At 71.3% G+C, this 17423-nt stretch carries 21 protein-coding genes; 1 reads left to right on the top strand and 20 read right to left on the bottom strand.

Features of this window, described 5'->3' with window-relative positions:
- Positions 1–45 precede the first annotated feature (45 nt).
- From RISW2_RS07660 to RISW2_RS07605, 13 genes are all read right to left on the bottom strand, one after another.
- Positions 46–456, bottom strand: coding sequence for a DUF5333 domain-containing protein (locus RISW2_RS07660; RefSeq protein WP_043768741.1), 411 nt, complete (start codon positions 454–456; stop codon positions 46–48).
- Positions 457–572: 116 nt separating this feature from the next.
- The gene (locus RISW2_RS07655; protein WP_043768739.1) at positions 573–920 is read right to left on the bottom strand and encodes a hypothetical protein; all 348 of its coding nucleotides are present in this window, start codon (positions 918–920) and stop codon (positions 573–575) included.
- A gap of 161 nt (positions 921–1081) precedes the next feature.
- Entirely contained in the window at positions 1082–1342 is a 261-nt protein-coding gene (locus tag RISW2_RS07650; RefSeq protein ID WP_043768737.1) for a putative antibiotic biosynthesis monooxygenase, read from the bottom strand.
- Positions 1343–1488: 146 nt separating this feature from the next.
- Entirely contained in the window at positions 1489–2772 is a 1284-nt protein-coding gene (gene nuoF, locus RISW2_RS07645) for an NADH-quinone oxidoreductase subunit NuoF (RefSeq protein ID WP_043768735.1), read from the bottom strand.
- 4 nt (positions 2773–2776) lie between these two features.
- A complete protein-coding gene (locus RISW2_RS07640; protein ID WP_043768733.1) occupies positions 2777–3037 on the bottom strand; it encodes a DUF5337 domain-containing protein in 261 nt (86 codons plus the stop codon).
- 49 nt (positions 3038–3086) lie between these two features.
- Positions 3087–3875, bottom strand: a complete 789-nt coding sequence (locus RISW2_RS25465; protein ID WP_211238682.1) for an endonuclease — start codon at positions 3873–3875, stop codon at positions 3087–3089.
- Positions 3876–4003: 128 nt separating this feature from the next.
- A complete protein-coding gene (gene nuoE / locus RISW2_RS07630; RefSeq protein ID WP_043768731.1) occupies positions 4004–5128 on the bottom strand; it encodes an NADH-quinone oxidoreductase subunit NuoE in 1125 nt (374 codons plus the stop codon).
- Between the two features lie 39 nt (positions 5129–5167).
- Positions 5168–5518 (bottom strand): hypothetical protein, encoded by a 351-nt coding sequence (locus RISW2_RS07625; RefSeq protein ID WP_156943793.1) that lies wholly within the window; start codon positions 5516–5518, stop codon positions 5168–5170.
- A gap of 61 nt (positions 5519–5579) precedes the next feature.
- Positions 5580–6800 (bottom strand): NADH-quinone oxidoreductase subunit D, encoded by a 1221-nt coding sequence (locus RISW2_RS07620; protein WP_043768918.1) that lies wholly within the window; start codon positions 6798–6800, stop codon positions 5580–5582.
- Positions 6800–6958 carry a hypothetical protein gene (locus RISW2_RS24510; RefSeq protein WP_156943792.1) on the bottom strand — a complete coding sequence of 53 codons (159 nt, stop codon included), beginning with the start codon at positions 6956–6958 and terminating at the stop codon, positions 6800–6802. Before RISW2_RS24510 ends, RISW2_RS07620 begins: the two co-directional genes overlap by 1 nt.
- Complete coding sequence (locus tag RISW2_RS07615) at positions 6959–7567, bottom strand: NADH-quinone oxidoreductase subunit C (RefSeq protein ID WP_043768729.1); 609 nt, start codon at positions 7565–7567, stop codon at positions 6959–6961.
- Positions 7568–7577: 10 nt separating this feature from the next.
- Positions 7578–8102, bottom strand: a complete 525-nt coding sequence (locus RISW2_RS07610) for a NuoB/complex I 20 kDa subunit family protein (protein ID WP_043768916.1) — start codon at positions 8100–8102, stop codon at positions 7578–7580.
- Entirely contained in the window at positions 8102–8467 is a 366-nt protein-coding gene (locus RISW2_RS07605; RefSeq protein WP_043768727.1) for an NADH-quinone oxidoreductase subunit A, read from the bottom strand. Before RISW2_RS07605 ends, RISW2_RS07610 begins: the two co-directional genes overlap by 1 nt.
- A gap of 166 nt (positions 8468–8633) precedes the next feature.
- On the opposite strand from RISW2_RS07605, the gene RISW2_RS25460 reads away from it, so the two are divergent.
- Positions 8634–8828 carry a hypothetical protein gene (locus RISW2_RS25460; protein ID WP_051491854.1) on the top strand — a complete coding sequence of 65 codons (195 nt, stop codon included), beginning with the start codon at positions 8634–8636 and terminating at the stop codon, positions 8826–8828.
- A 636-nt stretch (positions 8829–9464) separates the two neighbouring features.
- Here RISW2_RS25460 and RISW2_RS07595 read toward each other — a convergent pair.
- From RISW2_RS07595 to RISW2_RS25625, 7 genes are all read right to left on the bottom strand, one after another.
- Positions 9465–10256: a crotonase/enoyl-CoA hydratase family protein gene (locus RISW2_RS07595; protein ID WP_043768726.1), complete on the bottom strand. Its 792-nt coding sequence runs from the start codon at positions 10254–10256 to the stop codon at positions 9465–9467.
- Complete coding sequence (locus RISW2_RS07590) at positions 10253–11128, bottom strand: hydroxymethylglutaryl-CoA lyase (protein ID WP_043768724.1); 876 nt, start codon at positions 11126–11128, stop codon at positions 10253–10255. Before RISW2_RS07590 ends, RISW2_RS07595 begins: the two co-directional genes overlap by 4 nt.
- Positions 11129–11218: 90 nt before the next feature.
- A complete protein-coding gene (locus RISW2_RS07585) occupies positions 11219–13165 on the bottom strand; it encodes an ATP-binding protein (RefSeq protein ID WP_043768912.1) in 1947 nt (648 codons plus the stop codon).
- Positions 13166–13301: 136 nt separating this feature from the next.
- Positions 13302–14906, bottom strand: coding sequence for a carboxyl transferase domain-containing protein (locus RISW2_RS07580; RefSeq protein ID WP_043768722.1), 1605 nt, complete (start codon positions 14904–14906; stop codon positions 13302–13304).
- A 31-nt stretch (positions 14907–14937) separates the two neighbouring features.
- Positions 14938–16509 (bottom strand): AMP-binding protein, encoded by a 1572-nt coding sequence (locus tag RISW2_RS07575; protein WP_043768721.1) that lies wholly within the window; start codon positions 16507–16509, stop codon positions 14938–14940.
- Positions 16510–16516: 7 nt separating this feature from the next.
- The gene (locus RISW2_RS07570; protein ID WP_043768719.1) at positions 16517–16843 is read right to left on the bottom strand and encodes a hypothetical protein; all 327 of its coding nucleotides are present in this window, start codon (positions 16841–16843) and stop codon (positions 16517–16519) included.
- A gap of 64 nt (positions 16844–16907) precedes the next feature.
- On the bottom strand, positions 16908–17390 hold the full coding sequence (locus RISW2_RS25625) for a lysozyme inhibitor LprI family protein (protein ID WP_043768718.1): 483 nt from the start codon (positions 17388–17390) through the stop codon (positions 16908–16910).
- Between the last annotated feature and the right edge of the window lie 33 nt (positions 17391–17423).

Here is a 17423-nt window from a genome sequence, read left to right as displayed (position 1 = left end):
ACGTAAGCCGCGCAGGCGCGTGCGGCAAATCCGAGCGCGGGCGCCCTAGCGCAGGAGCGAGCCGATGGCGGTGTTCGACGCGATCTCGGCGCGGCCGAAGCGGCAGAGCTGCGTCTCGTCCGCGGCGTCGACTCCGCGTTGCGCGAGGTAGCGTTCCGCCTTCGCGCGCATGCGGCGCTTCTCGTCCTTAGAGGTCACGTAGTCCTCGATCTCGCCGCTCGAGTAGCCGAGCGATTCCGCGCGCGACTTGAGCGTGTTGAGCCGCGAATAGGCGCGGATCATGCGGGCGCTGATTCCGTCGCAGGACTTGCGGATCTGGTCGGCGATCGCGACCGCCATCAGGCCGTCGTCGATCTCGGACACCTCGCGCAGCGGCGGCTTGGCCTGCGCGGCCGCGGGCACGGCAAGCGTGGCCGAAAGGGCGAGCATGGCGGCAAGGGCGGCAGTGCGGCGCATGGGGTTTCTCCGTCCGTGGGGCCGGCGGAGGACGCCGGCAGGTCCGGTCAGAAATGTGGGCCCGGCGCACGGTTATGCAATGTCGCCGCGCCCTGACGGAGCGTCAGGACGCGCGTTCAGGCGCCGGGTTCGGGCCATTCGAGGCAGCGCCCGCGGACCACGAGCCGGTCGCCCTGGATGGGCAGCGCCTCCTGCGGGGCCTCGGTCGGATGGACGGCCCAGGCGATGTCGGAGGTGCCGAAATGGCGCACGCAATGCAGCGTGCCCTCGTAGAACGCTGCCTGCCGCGCGCCGTTGAGCCCGAGCCGGACCGGGCCCACCGAGGCGGTGAAGTTGTGCCGGTCGGTCGCCGGCGCCTTGGCGCTGCCGCGGTAGAAATTTCCGTCGAAACGAACCCGCTTCGAGCTTTCGGTGCAGGCGGCGAGCGCCAGTGCCGCGGCGCAGAGGATCAGGATCGCGCGCATCTGTGAGGTCCGTCTCCGTCTTGTCTGCGGTCGTGTCTTCGGTCGGGCCCCTGTGCCGCACGTACCGGAACGGTGCCCTGACAGGTGTTTAGACCGGGCAAGGCCGGGCGGTCCAGCCCGTTCGCGCGGCGGACCGACAAGCGTCGCCCGCGGGCGACAGGTCAGCCGGGTTCGGCCGCGGCAGCCTCGGCGCGCTTCAGATCCGCGACGCTCTGCCCCTTGGCGGCCGCGACGAGCCGGGTGACCCGCGGCAGGACGACGAGCGAGATCGTGGGAACCGTCACCGCGGTCGACAGGAGGATGCGGAGCCAGACCGGGGCTCCGGGAGCGATCCAGGCGACGAGTTCGGCAAAGATCAGGACGCCGGGATAGACGGCCAGCCAGACGAGGAGGATGAACAGCAGCCGCTGGCTTCGGGTCATGGATGGCTTCCGTATGGCTTCGGTATGGCTGTGGTCCCGACGCCATATGGACTGCGGGCGCGGAAAGGAAACCGCTCCCGATCCGCGCGGCGGGGCCCGGAAACCCGCCGCGCCGCATGTCGCGCCTCAGGGAAACGCGCGTCCGGTCACTCGGCCGCGATCGGTCCGCGCTTGTGCCGGATGCGGTCCTCGATCTCGTCGCGGAAGTTGCGGATGAGACCCTGGATCGGCCAGGCCGCCGCGTCGCCGAGCGCGCAGATGGTGTGGCCCTCGACCTGCTTCGTCACGTCGAGGAGCATGTCGATCTCCTCGACCTCGGCCTCGCCCCGCACGAGGCGGTCCATGACGCGCATCATCCAGCCGGTGCCTTCGCGGCAGGGCGTGCACTGGCCGCAGCTCTCGTGCTTGTAGAATTTCGACAGCCGCCAGATCGCCTTGATGATGTCGGTCGACTTGTCCATCACGATGACCGCCGCGGTGCCGAGACCCGAGCGCTGCTCGCGCAGCCAGTCGAAGTCCATGATCGCCTCGCGCATGTTCTCGCCTCGGATGCAGGGCACCGACGAGCCGCCGGGGATCACCGCCTTGAGGTTGTCCCAGCCGCCGCGGATGCCGCCGCAATGGCGGTCGATCAGCTCCTCGAAGGAGATCGACATCTCCTCTTCGACCACGCAGGGATTGTTCACGTGGCCCGAGATGGCGAAGACCTTGGTGCCGGCGTTGTTGGGGCGGCCGAAGGACGAGAACCATTCGGCGCCGCGGCGCAGAATGGTCGGCACGACGGCGATCGATTCGACGTTGTTCACCGTGGTCGGGCAGCCGTAGAGACCGGCGCCGGCCGGGAACGGCGGCTTCATCCGCGGCATGCCCTTCTTGCCTTCGAGCGATTCGAGGAGCGCCGTCTCCTCGCCGCAGATATAGGCGCCCGCGCCGTGGTGCAGGTAGAGGTCGAAGTCCCAGCCCGAGCCGGCGGCGTTGCGTCCGAGGAGGCCGTCCTCGTAGGCCTCGTCGATGGCGTTCTGCAGCGCTTCCTTCTCGCGGATGTATTCGCCGCGGATGTAGATGTAGCAGGCATGCGCGTTCATCGCGAAGGAGGCGATCAGGCAGCCCTCGATCAGCGTGTGCGGATCGTGGCGCATGATCTCGCGGTCCTTGCAGGTCCCGGGCTCGGACTCGTCCGCGTTCACCACGAGATAGGCCGGGCGGCCATCCGATTCCTTGGGCATGAAGGACCACTTGAGCCCGGTCGGGAAGCCCGCGCCGCCGCGCCCGCGCAGGCCGGACTTCTTCATCTCGTCGACGATCGCGTCGCGGCCGCGCTTGATGATGTCGGCCGTGCCGTCCCAGTGCCCCCGCTTCTTCGCACCGGCGAGCGAGCGGTCGTGCATTCCGTAGAGGTTGGTGAAGATGCGGTCTTGGTCTTTCAGCATGTGCTCAGTCCTTGCGTGTCTGGGCCTCGTGGCCCCGGCCGGCGCCGCGTCGGCGCGCCTGCCAAAGCTGGTAGATCATGTAGATCGCCGTCCCGAACCCCGCGAGGGCGGCCAGGTCGAAGAACGCCCGGGTGCGCTGGCTCCAGTCCAGCGCGGCCCCGAGCGCCGTCGCGCCGATCCAGACGAGCCCGGTGCCCGCGATCACGAGAGCGATGATGCGCCCCTGCCGAGCGATCCGTTCGTCCGTGTCGTCCCGCCGCTGCATCCTCTGCCTTCCGTCGATCGGCGCCGCCGCTGGCGACGCAGTGGGGTGTTCACGATCCGCTGCCGGATGCAAGCGCGCGGGCCTGTTCGACCCAGTTGTCGCGGCTCACGCGGCCCTTGAAGCCTTCGAGGTTGTCGTCGACCCAGGCGATTTCCTCGTCGGACCAGCTGGCGATCTGGTCGAAATGGTAGACCCCGAGGCTGTTGCAGACTTCCTCGAGTTTCGGGCCGATGCCCTTGATCTTCTTCAGGTCGTCGGCTCCGCCCGATCGCGGGGCCGGCAGCGTCTCGGGCTTGCGGCCCGCCGCGTCATGCGCGCCGGACCCGTTCGCGGTGCCGTTCGCGCCGCTGTATTTCCACTCGCCCTTGCGGCCGGACAGGTCCGCCTGCCCCGGCAGCTCGCGCGACGGCTTGACCTTGGCGCCGGTCTCGGCGTCGGCCGCGGCGGTTGCCGAGGACGACGGCGCCGCGGCAGCCGGTGCGGGCGCCGGGGCTGCCGGTGCGGGCGCCGGGGTCGGCGCAGGAGCCGCCGTCTGCGCCGGCGCGGTCGCGGCCGCAGCATGTCCGTGTGCGGCCGGCCCCGCCTGGGCGCCGTGCCGTGTCCCCGCGCCTGCGCCGGGCTTGAGCAGCGAGGCATCGCCGGGCTTGGTCATCGGCGTGCAGAACACCACGCTCAGAAGAAAGCCCAGGAACAGGAACGCGACGCCGCCCAGAAAGACCGACCCCACGATCCCGGTTCCGCCGAGAACAAGCAGGAGCACCGTGGTGAGCGCCCCCGCCCCAAACGCCATCGCCCAGCATCCGGCCTGGCAGCTGATCCCGCCATTCGACTGAGTCATCCTCTCTCTCCCCGTCCGTGTCATTTCTGGTTACGTTTTGGACACGTTGCCCGTTTTAACACGCGAAAGAAACTGCGTCTTGTCTACGTTGGGATGAGTCTGGCCAGGATCGGCGTGAATCGGGGTTTTCAGCCGTCCTTGCGCTTGGACTCCTCGGTTTCGCCGCCCTCGGACAGGACGCGCGCCTGCGACACCCAGTCGTCGCGGGTCACGCGGCCCTTGAAGCCCTCGAGATTGTCGTCGACCCAGGCCACCTCGGCATCGGTCCAGCGGGCGATCTGGTCGAAATGGTAGTAGCCCATGCTGTGGCAGAGGTCCCGCAGCTTGGGTCCGATTCCCTTGATCCGTGTGAGATCGTCGGCACCGCCCGCGCGGGGGGCGGACAGCCCCTCGGGGCGGTGCGCGTCCTCGACCACCGCGCCGGTGTCCGGATGCGCCTTTCCCCGGGCGGGCGCCTCGCGCTTGTCGACGCCGGTCTCGTCCGCCGGGTGGTCGCCCGACAGCTCGGGCCCGCGGGAGGGTTCGGCATCGCCGCGCTCGTGCGAACGGTCCTGCCAGGGGGTGCGCAGCGGCACCTCGGTTCCGTCGATGCGGCGCACGGTATCCCCGATGCGGGTGGCGAGCGCCACGGAGGCGTTGCCGTCCTCGCGCGCGCCCTCCTCGATCGCGAGCGAGGTCAGCCCGCCTGCGGGTTCCGAGGCGAAGCGGCCGTTCTGCGGACCGGGCGTCGGGACCTTGCCCGCAGAGAGATCGTCGAGGAGCCGCGAGAAGCTCTCGACGGTGAGGTCCTCGTAATAGTCCTTGCCGATCTGGGCCATGGGCGCGTTCGCGCAGGCCCCGAGGCATTCGACCTCTTCCCAGGAGAACTTGCCGTCATCGGACACGACATGCGGCTTGGGCGCGATCTTGTCGCGGCAGACGGCGATCAGGTCCTCGGCGCCGCAGATCATGCAGGAGGTGGTGCCGCAGACCTGCACGTGCGCGATGGATCCCGTGGGCTGCAGCTGGAACATGAAGTAGAAGGTCGCCACCTCGAGTGCCCGCATGTAGGGCATCCCGAGCATCTCGGCCACGTGCTCGATCGCGGGACGCGAGAGCCAGCCTTCCTGTTCCTGCGCGCGCCACAGGAGCGGGATGATGGCGCTGGCCTGCCGGCCCTCGGGATACTTGGTGATCTGCGCCTCGGCCCAGGCCCGGTTGTCGGGCGTGAAGGCGAAGCTTTCGGGTTGCTCGGGATGCAGTCGTCTCAGCATGGGATGTCCTGTTGTCGCGGCGCGCGCGGGGCGCGGGCCTCAGGCGGCTGTCGGGGTTTCGGCCGCGGGCGGCGTGACGGCGGGCGTGCACGGCCCCGTGGTCAGGCGCACGCCGCCCGAGTCCAGGCGCACCGCCTCGTCCCGCGACAGCTTGCGCGAGGTGATCTGCAGCACCTGCTCGCGCGTGAGGCCGGTCTGGAACTCGACCGGGAGGTAGTCGGCCTCGGTCTCCATCTGGCAGCCGATGGAGGCCACCGCGGTGTCGTAGGACGCGAGATCGGCCTGGGTCGGGAACGTGTCGCCGCCGCCCATGGCCTGCAGCGCGGCCTCGTCACAGGCGGAAAGGGCGGCGCCGAACGCCAGAAGGGTCGCGATGGGGATCAGCCGCAAGACGCAGCCTCCTTTCGTTGTCGTTGCGCGTCCGGGCATGGCCGGTCCGCCTTGGAACGCCTCAGCGGTCGACCTCGCCGAACACGATGTCCATGGTGCCGATGATCGCCGCCACGTCGGCGAGCTGGTGGCCCGAGGCCACGTGGTCCATCGCCTGCAGGTGCAGGTAGCCCGGCGCCCGCAGCTTGGCCCGGTAGGGACGGTTGGTGCCGTCCGCCACGAGGTAGACGCCGAACTCGCCCTTGGGCGCCTCGACGGCGGCGTAGACCTCGCCCTCGGGCACGCGGAAGCCCTCGGTGTAGAGCTTGAAGTGGTGGATGAGCGCCTCCATCGAGGTCTTCATCTCGCCCCGCGGCGGCGGCGTGATCTTGCCGCGCGCCAGCACGTCGCCCTTGTTTTCGGGCATCTTCAGCTTGGCGATGGCCTGCCGGATGATCGAGACCGACTGGCGCATCTCCTCCATGCGGACGAGGTAGCGGTCGTAGCAGTCGCCGTTCTTGCCGACGGGGATGCGGAAATCGAACTCGTCGTAGCATTCGTAGGGCTGCGCGCGGCGCAGGTCCCAGGCGAGCCCCGAGCCGCGCACCATGACGCCCGAGAAGCCCCATTGCTGGATCTCCTCCTCCGTCACCACGCCGATGTCGCAGTTGCGCTGCTTGAAGATGCGGTTCTCGGTCAGGAGCCCGTCGATGTCGTCGAGCACCGCCGGGAAGGCATCGGCCCAGGCGTCGATGTCGTCGAGCAGGTCCGCCGGCAGGTCCTGGTGGACGCCGCCCGGGCGGAAATACGCGGCATGGAGCCGCGCGCCGCAGGCCCGCTCGTAGAAGATCATGAGTTTCTCGCGTTCCTCGAAGCCCCAGAGCGGCGGCGTCAGCGCGCCCACGTCCATGGCCTGCGTGGTCACGTTCAGCAGGTGGTTCAGCACGCGCCCGATCTCGCAGAACAGCACGCGGATCAGCGAGGCGCGCCGCGGCACCTCGACCCCCGTCAGCTTCTCGATGGCGAGGCACCAGGCATGTTCCTGGTTCATCGGCGCCACGTAATCGAGACGGTCGAAATAGGGCAGGTTCTGTAGGTAGGTCCGGCTCTCCATCAGCTTCTCGGTGCCGCGGTGCAGGAGCCCGATATGCGGGTCGCAGCGGTCCACGATCTCGCCGTCGAGTTCCAGCACCAGCCGCAGCACGCCGTGCGCCGCCGGGTGCTGCGGGCCGAAGTTGATGTTGAAGTTGCGGATCTTCTGTTCGCCCGTCTGGGCGTCGCCGAACTGGTTCGTGCCGTCCATCATCGAACTGCTCCCATGGCATGCGGATCGCGCCGGATGGCGATCACGGAGAATAGAGTAGCGACCGCGGCGCGCAGCCAGGCGCGCATCGCCGGCCGCCGCATCGACGCGGCGACGCCCGTGCCAGGCAGGAACGTCAGGGCGTTCGCCGCCGCCATCTACTTGGCCTCGTCCGTCTTCTCGTCGCCGGGCAGCACGTAATGCGCGCCTTCCCAGGGGCTCATGAAGTCGAACTGCCGGTATTCCTGCACGAGGCTCACCGGTTCGTAGACCACGCGCTTCTGCGCCTCGTCGTAGCGCACCTCGGTATAGCCCGTGGTCGGGAAGTCCTTGCGCAGCGGGTAGCCGCGGAAGCCGTAATCGGTGAGGATGCGCCGCAGGTCCGGGTGGCCCGAGAACAGGATCCCGAACATGTCGAACACCTCGCGCTCGAACCAGTTGGCCGAGGGGTGCACCGACACGATCGACGGCACGCTCTCGTCCTCGCGCACCGCGGCTTTCAGCCGGATGCGGTGGTTCTGGTACATCGACAGGAAGTGGTAGACCACGTCGAAGCGCTTGGCGCGCTCGGGATGGTCCACCGCCGTGATGTCGACCAGCGAGGTGAAGCGGCAGGTCGGCTCGGTCTTCAGGAAGTCGACGAGGCCGCGGATGTTGGCGGGCGCCACCTCGACGGTCAGTTCGCCATGGGCCACGGACCACGTCACGACGCAATCCGCACGCTTGGCCGCGATCAGGCCGCCCAGTTCCTTCAATGCCTGGCTCATGGGGTCTCCCTCAGCGGGTCAGCGTTCCGGTGCGGCGGATCTTCCGCTGCAGCGCGAGGATGCCGTAGAGCAGCGCCTCTGCGGTCGGCGGGCAGCCCGGCACGTAGACGTCGACCGGCACGATGCGGTCGCAGCCGCGCACCACCGAATAGCTGTAGTGGTAGTAGCCGCCGCCATTCGCGCAGGAGCCCATCGAGATCACGTAGCGCGGCTCGGGCATCTGGTCGTAGACCTTGCGCAGCGCCGGCGCCATCTTGTTGGTCAGCGTGCCCGCCACGATCATCAGGTCCGACTGGCGCGGGGAGGCGCGCGGCGCCACGCCGAAGCGTTCGGCGTCGTAGCGCGGCATCGAGGTGTGCATCATCTCGACCGCGCAGCAGGCCAGCCCGAAGGTCATCCAGTGCAGCGAGCCGGTGCGCGCCCAGTTGATGATGTCCTCGGTCGAGGTCAGCAGGAAGCCCTTGTCGGTGAGCTCGCGGTTCAGGTCCTGGACGGCAACCTCGCGGTCGGCGCCGGCGGTGTTGGCTCCGGTCATCACTCCCATTCGAGTGCTCCCTTCTTCCATTCGTAGGCAAAGCCGATGGTGAGCACGCCGAGGAAGACCATCATCGACCAGAACGCCACGTCCGAGAGCTCGGCGAAGCCCACGGCCCAGGGGAACAGGAACGCGATCTCGAGGTCGAAGATGATGAACAGGATCGACACGAGATAGAAGCGCACGTCGAACTTCATGCGGGCGTCGTCGAAGGCGTTGAAGCCGCATTCGTAGGCCGACACCTTCTCGGGATCCGGCCGGCGCACCGCCAGCACCACGGCGGCGAGGATCAGGACGATCCCGAGGCCGATGGCGATGCCCAGGAAGACGAGGATCGGAAGGTATTCGCGCAACAGATCTTCCACGGAGTGAAGCTCCTCTTTCCGGCGCTGCGCGGGACGCGGCGCACCTGCCCCGTCACGGTCCCGGGGCGATTGGACCTCATCTACTCCCGGCATCCGGCACGGTCAACCGAGGCCGGGGCGGTATGAGGCCGCAGGCCGCGCCGGTGCGCGCGCCGCGGTCACGCACGTGCTGCAGGACGGCGACGTCCTCTTCGTCGGCCATGGCGGCGTCGGGACGCTCCTTGTCCGTGCGCTGTCGGGTCTGCCGATCGACCGCCGCGTCGACCGGGGGCCGGGCGGCGGCGGAAACGGGTTCGGCGTCGGCCCGGGCGGCCGCCGGCCCCTGACAGGGCGGCAGGCGATGGAGACGCTGACGGGCTGAGGGGTCCGCGTCCGGCGGGCGGCCGCGTCGCGGAGCGACGCGCCTCGTCCCGACAAAAAAAAAGATGCGCCCGAACCCGCAGGCGCATCCAATTCACCTAGAATTTTTGTCGTTCACCGTAGCACTCGTCACCATGCGGACGTCCGGACCGCAAAAACCTTTAACTGCGGGCACAAGAAAACAACGCCCCGGCCGTCCCACATGTCTTCCGGCGGATTGCACCGCCGTTCCCCTTCCGAAGCCGGGGCGACACAGCCGCCCCGTCCCCCGCCTTTCGTCCGAACGGGACGAAACGCTCCTGCGCCCCGGCGCCCGGGTCGGGATCCCTTCCGGGACACCTCCGTTCACGATCACGGCGCAGCACGACGTCCGGACAGGGGTGCGGCCGAAGCCGGTCCTCGCGTCGCCTGCACCGCCCACCGCGCGGTCCCCCGAGGGGTCCCGTCGGCCGATCCGGAAGGTGCCGGTCAGGTTCCGTTCCCCGGCGCCTTCTGGCGCCGTTCACACCGGCCGGCGTACCTGCCGATCCCGTGTTGAGGTGAACTTAGGGGATGCATCCCCCGCTTGCACGCCCCGCTCGGGATAGGCCGGCGGCGCAATGGTCGGGGGATCCTATCCGAACGGATAGGACCGCGATCAGCCGTCCGCGCGCCAGGACGGCGCGCGCCTGTCGAAGAACGCGGCGAGCCCCTCCTCGGCCTCCGCGGTCTCCCAGCGGCGGGCAAGCGCGTCGACGGCGAGGTCGACCTGGGCCTGCGTCACCTGCCCCGACAGCGCGCCGAGGAGCGCCTTCGCCTCGGCCACGGCGCCGGGCGCGCAGGCGAGGTAGGGGGCGATCTCGGCCTCGACGGCGGCATCGAGATCGGCCGCCGGGACGGCGCGCGTCAGGAGCATGAGACGCACCGCCTCCGCCGCGTCGAAGACGCGCGCCGACATGAAGACCTCGCGCGCGCGGGCGGGCCCCATGCGCGCGATCACGTAGGGCCCGATATTCGCCGGAATGAGCCCGAGCCGCGTCTCGGTCAGGCCCATCCTCAGGCCTTCCGCGCCGATCGCCACGTCGCAGACCGAGGCCAGTCCCACCCCGCCGCCGAACGCGTTGCCCTGGAGACGCCCGATCAGCGGCTGCGGCAGGTCCGCGAGCGCGGCGAGCACCCGGGCGATGCGCGCGCTTTCGCCCCGGCGCGTCGCCGGGTCCATGCCCGCCTGCGCCCGCATCCAGGCGAGGTCGCCGCCCGCGCAGAAGGTCGGCCCCTCGGCCGCCAGCACCACCACGCGCACCGCCGGATCGCGCCCGAGCGCGCGGGCCGCCACCTCGAGCTCGGTCATCATGTCGGCCGAGAGCGCGTTGTGCTTCTCGGGCCGCGCGAGGGTCAGCGTGGCGACCCCGCGGGCATCGGTCTGCGTGCGGATCAGCGTGCCGGTCATGGTCCCTCCCGTCCGCCGCCGCCCGGTCTCAGCGCGCGCGCCATCCCCGCCGCCCGCGCGAGCGCCTCGCGGTCGAGCCCGGTGCGCCAGCCCAGGGCCTCGAGCCGGTCGGCCAGCGCCTCGGTCGCCACGTTGCCGGCGGCGCCCGGCGCGAAGGGGCAGCCGCCGAGACCGCCCGCCGCCGCGTCGAAGACCCGCAGGCCGCGCGCGAGCGCCGCCTCCACGTTGGCGAGCGCGCGCCCGTCCGTGTCGTGGAAATGCCCGGCGAGCCGGTCGGCCGGCAGCACATCCAGAACCGCGGCGAGCATGGCGTCCACCGCCTCGGGGGTGCCGCGGCCGATCGTGTCGCCGAGGCTCACCTCGTAGACCCCGAGCGCGTCGAGGGCGGACGCGACGCGCGCCACCGCCGCCGGCGCGACGGCGCCGTCATAGGGGCACGCGACCACGCAGGAGACATAGCCGCGCACGGGGATGCCCGCCGCCCGCGCCGCCGCGGCCACGGGCCCGAACCGCGCGAGGCTCTCGGCGATGGTGGCGTTGATGTTGGCCCTCGAGAACCCTTCCGAGGCCGAGGCGAAGATCGCCACCTCGTCGGCGCGCGCGACGCGCGCCGCCTCGAACCCCTGCAGGTTGGGCGTGAGCGCGGCGTAGGAGACACCCGGCGCCCGCGCGATGCGCGCCAGCACCTCGCCCGAGGCGGCCATCTGCGGCACCCGCTTCGGGCTCACGAAGGAGGCGACCTCGATCCGCCGGAAGCCCGCGGCGCTCAGCGCGTCGACCAGCGCGACCTTGTCCGCGACGGCGATCGGCCGCGCCTCGTTCTGCAGCCCGTCGCGCGGCCCCACCTCGAAGATCTCGACCTCTCCCGTCATCTCAAGCGCCGCCCCGGCTTCTTCTTGGCGGAAATATCCCGGGGTCCGGGGCAGCGCCCCGGTCCGCACGCGCCGCCCGTGCCCGGTCCGTCATTCCGCGGCCTCCTCCGGCGCCAGCCGCACCAGCGCGGCGCCCGCCTCGACCTGCGCGCCCTCTTCCACCAGCACCTCCTCGACCACCCCGTCGCGCCAGGCGGTGAGCGCGTGTTCCATCTTCATGGCCTCGAGCACGGCCAGCCGCGCACCGGCGGCGACGGCAACGCCGGCCTCGACCAGCACGCGCACCACGCGGCCGGGCATCGGCGCCTCGATCACGTTCTCGCCCGTGATCGCCTGCGCCCGGTCGAGCGGGTCAACGATCTCGAAGACGCGCCCGGGCGCGGCGAAGACCTGCACGCGGCCGCCCGCCACGTGGACGCCGGCGGCGGGCGCGCCGTCGAGCCGCCAGGCGCCGCCGAGCCGCGCCGCCTCGACCGGATTCCCCTCGCCCACGTGCACGCGCACCGCGTCCGGCCCCCGGACCTCGAGCGTGCAGGCCAGGTCCCGGCCCTCGTGCCGCAGCACGATGCGCCGTGCGAGCGGCTGCCACAGCGCGAAGCCCTGCTGCGGGTCCGCGGGCCCGAGGAGGTCCGCCGCCGACAGCGCCGCCTCGGCCACGGTCACGGGGTCGATCCCGGGCGCGGCGGTCAGCACGGCGAGGTCGCGCGCGATGAGGCCCGTGTCCACGTCGCCCGCGGCAAAGCCCGGGTGCCGCGCCAGCGCGCCCAGGAAGGCGAGGTTCGTGACCGTGCCCGCGACGCGGGTCTGAGCGAGGCCGCGGGCGAGCCGGCGCAGCGCCACCGCGCGGGTCGGCCCGTGCACCACGAGCTTCGCGATCATCGGGTCGTAATGCGGGCTGATCGTGTCGCCCGCGCGCACGCCCGTCTCGGCCCGGACGCCGTCCGGGAACGCAAGCGCCGCGAGCCGCCCCGTGGCCGGCAGGAAGCCCGCCGGCACGTCCTCGGCATAGAGCCGCGCCTCGAAGGCGTGGCCGTCGAGCGACAGGTCCTCCTGCCGCGCGGGCAGGTCCTCGCCGGCGGCGACGCGCAGTTGCCATTCCACGAGGTCGATGCCGGTCACCATCTCGGTCACCGGGTGCTCGACCTGCAGGCGGGTGTTCATCTCCATGAACCAGAAGCGGTCGGGGCGCAGCCCGTCCGAGCCGTCGACGATGAACTCGACCGTGCCCGCGCCGCGATAGCCGATCGCCTCGGCCGCGCGCACCGCGGCGGCGCCCATGGCGGCGCGCATCCCGGCGGTCATGCCGGGCGCGGGCGCCTCCTCGATCACCTTCTGGTGCCGGCGCTGGAGCGAGCAGTCGCGCTCGAAGAGGTGCACCGCGCGGGTGCCGTCGCCGAAGACCTGCACCTCGATGTGGCGCGGCGTCTCCACGAACTTCTCGATCAGCACGGCGGCGTTGCCGAAGGCCGTGCGCGCCTCGCCCTGCGCCGCGACGAGCGCGTCGGCGAACTCGGCCGCGCGGGTGACGAGCCGCATGCCCTTGCCGCCGCCGCCCGCCACCGCCTTGATCAGGACCGGGTAGCCCACCGCCTCGGCCTCGGCCGCGAGGCGGTCGGGCGACTGGTCCGTGCCCATGTAGCCCGGCACCACCGGCACGCCGGCCTCCGCCATCAGCCGCTTGGCCGCGTCCTTGAGCCCCATGGCGCGGATCGCGTCGGCGGAGGGGCCGATGAAGGTGAGGCCCGCCGCCTCGACCGCCTCGACGAACTCCGGGTTCTCGGACAGGAAGCCGTAGCCCGGGTGGATCGCCTCCGCCCCGGTCTCGCGCGCGGCCGCGACGATGCGGTCGATGCGCAGGTAGCTGTCGGCGGGGGCCGCGCCGCCGATCGCCACCGCGCGGTCCGCCAGGGCCACGTGCAACGCCGCGGCATCGGCGTCGGAATGGACCGCGACGCAGTCGATGCCCATGGCGCGCGCGGTGCGGATCACCCGCACCGCGATCTCGCCCCGGTTGGCGACGAGGATGCGCCCGAACATGCCGCTCACCGCCGCCCCCTGCCCGCGCCGGACGCGCGGTCCCCGGCCCGTCGGCCCCGTTCGCATGCCTGCATCCTGTCCTCCGCCGAGCCTCCGGTCCGTCCGGATCGCGTCCGCGATGCGCCCCCCCGCACCCTCACATCCGGAACACGCCGAAGCGCGTCTCCCCGATGAGGGCGTTGAGCGCGGCGGAGAGCGACAGCGCCAGCACGTCGCGCGCCTTGCGCGGGTCGATCACGCCGTCGTCCCAGAGCCGCGCGGACGCGTAGAGCGGGTGCGACTGGCGCGCGAACATCTCGATGGTGGGACGCTTGAAATCGGCCTCGTCCTCGGCCGACCAGGTTTCGCCCGCCTTCTCCATCGCCTGCCGCCGGACCGTGGCGAGGACACCCGCCGCCTGTTCGCCGCCCATGACCGAGATGCGCGAATTGGGCCAGGTCCACAGGAAGCGCGGCTGGTAGGCGCGGCCCGCCATGCCGTAGTTCCCCGCGCCGAAGCTGCCGCCGACGATCATGGTGATCTTCGGCACGGCGGTGGTGGCGACGGCGGTGACCATCTTGGCGCCGTGGCGGGCGATGCCCTCGTTCTCGTATTTCCGTCCCACCATGAAGCCCGTGATGTTCTGCAGGAACACCAGCGGGATGCCACGCTGCGAGCAGAGCTCGACGAAATGCGCGCCCTTCTGCGCGCTCTCGGAAAAGAGCACGCCGTTGTTCGCCACGATCCCCACCGGGCAGCCCTGGAGATGGGCGAAGCCGCAGACCAGCGTCTCGCCGAAGCGCGGCTTGAACGCGTCGAAACGCGAGCCGTCCACCAGCCGGGCGATCACCTCGTGGATGTCGTAGGGCGTGCGCAGGTCGGCCGGCACGACGCCCAGGATCTCGTCGGGATCGTAGGCGGGCGGCTCGGGCGCCTGCATCCGCACGCCCGCGGGCTTCGTTCGGTTCAGGCTCTCGACCGCGCGGCGCGCGAGGGCGAGCGCGTGCGCGTCGTCCTCGGCCAGGTAGTCGGCGACGCCCGAGAGCCGGGTATGAACGTCGCCGCCACCCAGGTCCTCGGCCGAGACGACCTCGCCCGTCGCCGCCTGCACGAGCGGCGGGCCCGCAAGGAAGATCGTGCCCTGGTCCTTCACGATGATGGTGACGTCCGACATGGCGGGCACGTAGGCGCCGCCCGCGGTGCACGATCCCATGACAACGGCGATCTGCGGGATGTTGGCGGCGCTCATGCGCGCCTGGTTGTAGAAGATGCGCCCGAAATGGTCGCGGTCGGGAAAGACCTCGTCCTGGTTCGGCAGGTTCGCCCCGCCCGAATCCACGAGATAGAGGCAGGGCAGCGCGTTCTCGGCGGCGATCTCCTGGGCGCGCAGGTGCTTCTTGACCGTCATGGGATAGTACGTGCCGCCCTTCACGGTGGCGTCGTTGCAGATCACCATGACCTCCTGGCCGTGCACGCGGCCGATGCCGGCGATGACGCCGGCGCAGGGCGCCGCGCCGTCGTACATGCCGTGCGCCGCCGTGGCGCCGATCTCGAGGAAGGGCGTGCCGGGATCGAGCAGGTTCGCGACCCGGTCGCGGGGCAGCATCTTTCCGCGCGCGAGATGCCGCTCGCGCGCCCGGGCGCCGCCGCCCGCCGCGGCCTCGGCCGCCGCCGCCTCGACCGTGCGGAGCGCGTCGAGATGGGCGGCGCGGTTGGCGCGGAACGCCTCGGAGGCGGGGATGGCCTGTGACTGGAGTTTCATCTGGTGTCCGTTCCGATGGGGGCCGACCTGGTCATGCGCCGGCCTCGCGTTCGGCGCGGGCGCGCAGCTCGCGGCGCACCACTTTGCCGGTGACGGTCATGGGCAGCGCGTCGAGAAACGCGATCTCCCTCGGATAGCAATGGCTTGCGAGCCGATCCCTGACCCAGGCCTGAAGTTCCGCGACCAGCGCGTCCGAGGGTTCGATCCCAGCGCGCGGCACGACGTAGGCCTTGACGATGGCGCCGCGCAGGGCGTCGGGCTTGCCCACCACGCCCACGGTCGCGACGGAGGCGTGGGTCATCAGGCAATCCTCGATCTCGGCGGGGCCGATGCGGTAGCCCGCCGAGGAGATCACGTCGTCCTCGCGCCCGACAAAGCGCAGGTAGCCGCCCTCGAGCACGCCGCGGTCGCCGGTCAGCATCCAGCGGCCGGCGAACTTGGCCGCCGTCTCTTCGGGCTTGCGCCAGTATTCGAGCATCATGGAGGCCGAGCCGCGCTTGACCGCGATCTCGCCCTCGCCGCTGGTGGGCCGGCCCGAGGCGTCAAGCACGGCGAGGTGATGGCCCGGCACCGCGCGCCCGACGAAGCCCGGCCAGGCGTCGAAGAGGCGCCCGCAGGACGCGGCGACCATGTTGCATTCGGTCTGGCCATAGAACTCGTTGATCGAGACGCCGAGCGCGCCACGGCCCCAGGCCAGCATCTCGGGGCCGAGCGGCTCGCCCCCCGAGGCGACGGAGCGCAACCCGCGCAGGTTCGCCCCCTCGGCCCGCAGCATCCGCAGCGCGGTGGGCGGCAGGAAGGCGTTGCGCACGCCCGCGTCGTGGCAGACCCGCAGGCATTCCTCGGCGCCGAACTTGGGCAGCCGCGCGGCCACCACCGGGACACCGAGCGCGAGCCCCGGCATCGCCACGTCGAAGAGCCCGCCGATCCACGCCCAGTCCGCCGGCGTCCAGAGCACGTCGCCGCGGTCGCCGAGGAAGTCGTGGCTGATCTCCACCCCCGGCAGATGCCCCGTCAGCATGCGGTGGCCGTGCAGCGCGCCCTTGGGCGCGCCGGTGGTGCCCGAGGTGTAGATCAGGACCGCCGCATCGTCGGGCCCGGTCTCGACGCCGGCCGCAGACGGACGCGCGCTGCGGCCCTGCGGGAGGTCGCGTTCGGTCAGCACGGCGAGTCCCATGCCGGCCAGCGTCTCGCGCCCCTCCGCGTCCGAGACGACGACGCCGAGGCCCGAATCGTCGATCCGGGCCTCGAGCGCATCGCGGCGGAAGAGCGTGAAGAGCGGCACCGAGATCGCGCCGAGCCGCCAGGCGGCGGCATGGGCGGCAAGGCAGAGCGGTTCCTGGCTCAGGAGCACGCCGACGCGGTCGCCGCGTTCGACGCCCTTCTCGATCAGCGCGGCCTCGACCCGGCGCGAGAGCTGCCAGAGCATGCCGTAGGTCCAGTCGGTGCGCCGCCCGTGCGACAGGTCGATGACGGCGATCCGGTCGGGTTCGACCGCGGCCCAGCCGTCGAGGACCTGTTCGGCCATGTTCAGCACGTCCGGCAGGTCCCAGCGGAAGCGGCCGTAAAGCTGGTCGTAGGCGCGCGGTCTCAGGAGTCCCATGCCGGCCTCACGTGTCCTGCGGGCCCACGACCCGGCTGAGCCCGCCCGCGCGGGTGACGTAATAGGTGTAGTGGCGCGCGGGGTCGTAGGGCTCGGGCCCGCAGATCACCACGAGCCAGACCCCCGCCGCGGTGCCGGGCCGCGCCCGGCAGTCCGAGGGCCGCGCACTCTCGGCCGTGCCCGCCGCGGCGCGGTCGGAAAGGTAGCGTTCGGCATAGGCGGCGATCACCTGCGTCTCGGTGACGTTGGCGTGGATCCAACCCTGCCGCCAGCCGAGAACCGCCGCCAGCGCCACGAGGCATCCCACCGGCAGGAACCACGCCCAGCGGGGCATCAGGCACGCCCCGCCGTCGGCATCGGGGCGGCGCGCGCGGCCCGGGGCGCCCGGAACCGCACGTTCAGCGGTAGAGCGCGTAGTAGAATTCGACCGCCTTCCGCGCCGTCCAGTCGCGGAAACACTCCGCCCCGTAGATCACCCGGATGCTGCCGCCACCGGCCCGGTCGTAGGCCCGCTGGCAGGCGGCCTCCTTCTCGGCGATCCAGCGGCGCTGCTGGCCGAGCAGCGTGTCCCAGGTCCCGGCCGCCTGTGCGCTGGCCTTCATCGGTTCCCACCAGCGGTTCAGGAGCGCGTCCCACGCGCGTCCCTCGTCCATGATGCATCCCGCGATCGCGTTCGTCGTCGACATCTCGGCACCGCAGGTCGCGCTGAGGGCCCCGGTACATTCCGCGACCGTCGCCTCGAACGGGTTCGAACGGGCGACGTCCGCGACACAGGTCTCGAGCGCCACCACGTCCCGCGGGTCGGCGGTCTGTGCACCCGCGAGGGTCGGCTGGACCACCGCAAGCGGCGCGACTGCGAGAAGGACGAGAAAGCGGCGCATCGGACATCTCCATGGTGCGGCGGCACGGCGGCA

Origin of the sequence: Roseivivax isoporae LMG 25204 (genome assembly GCF_000521865.1) — a bacterium.
Classification (GTDB): domain Bacteria; phylum Pseudomonadota; class Alphaproteobacteria; order Rhodobacterales; family Rhodobacteraceae; genus Roseivivax; species Roseivivax isoporae.
The sequence above is the reverse complement of the archived record's forward strand: the minus strand, read 5'-3'. Positions and strand labels throughout refer to the sequence as shown.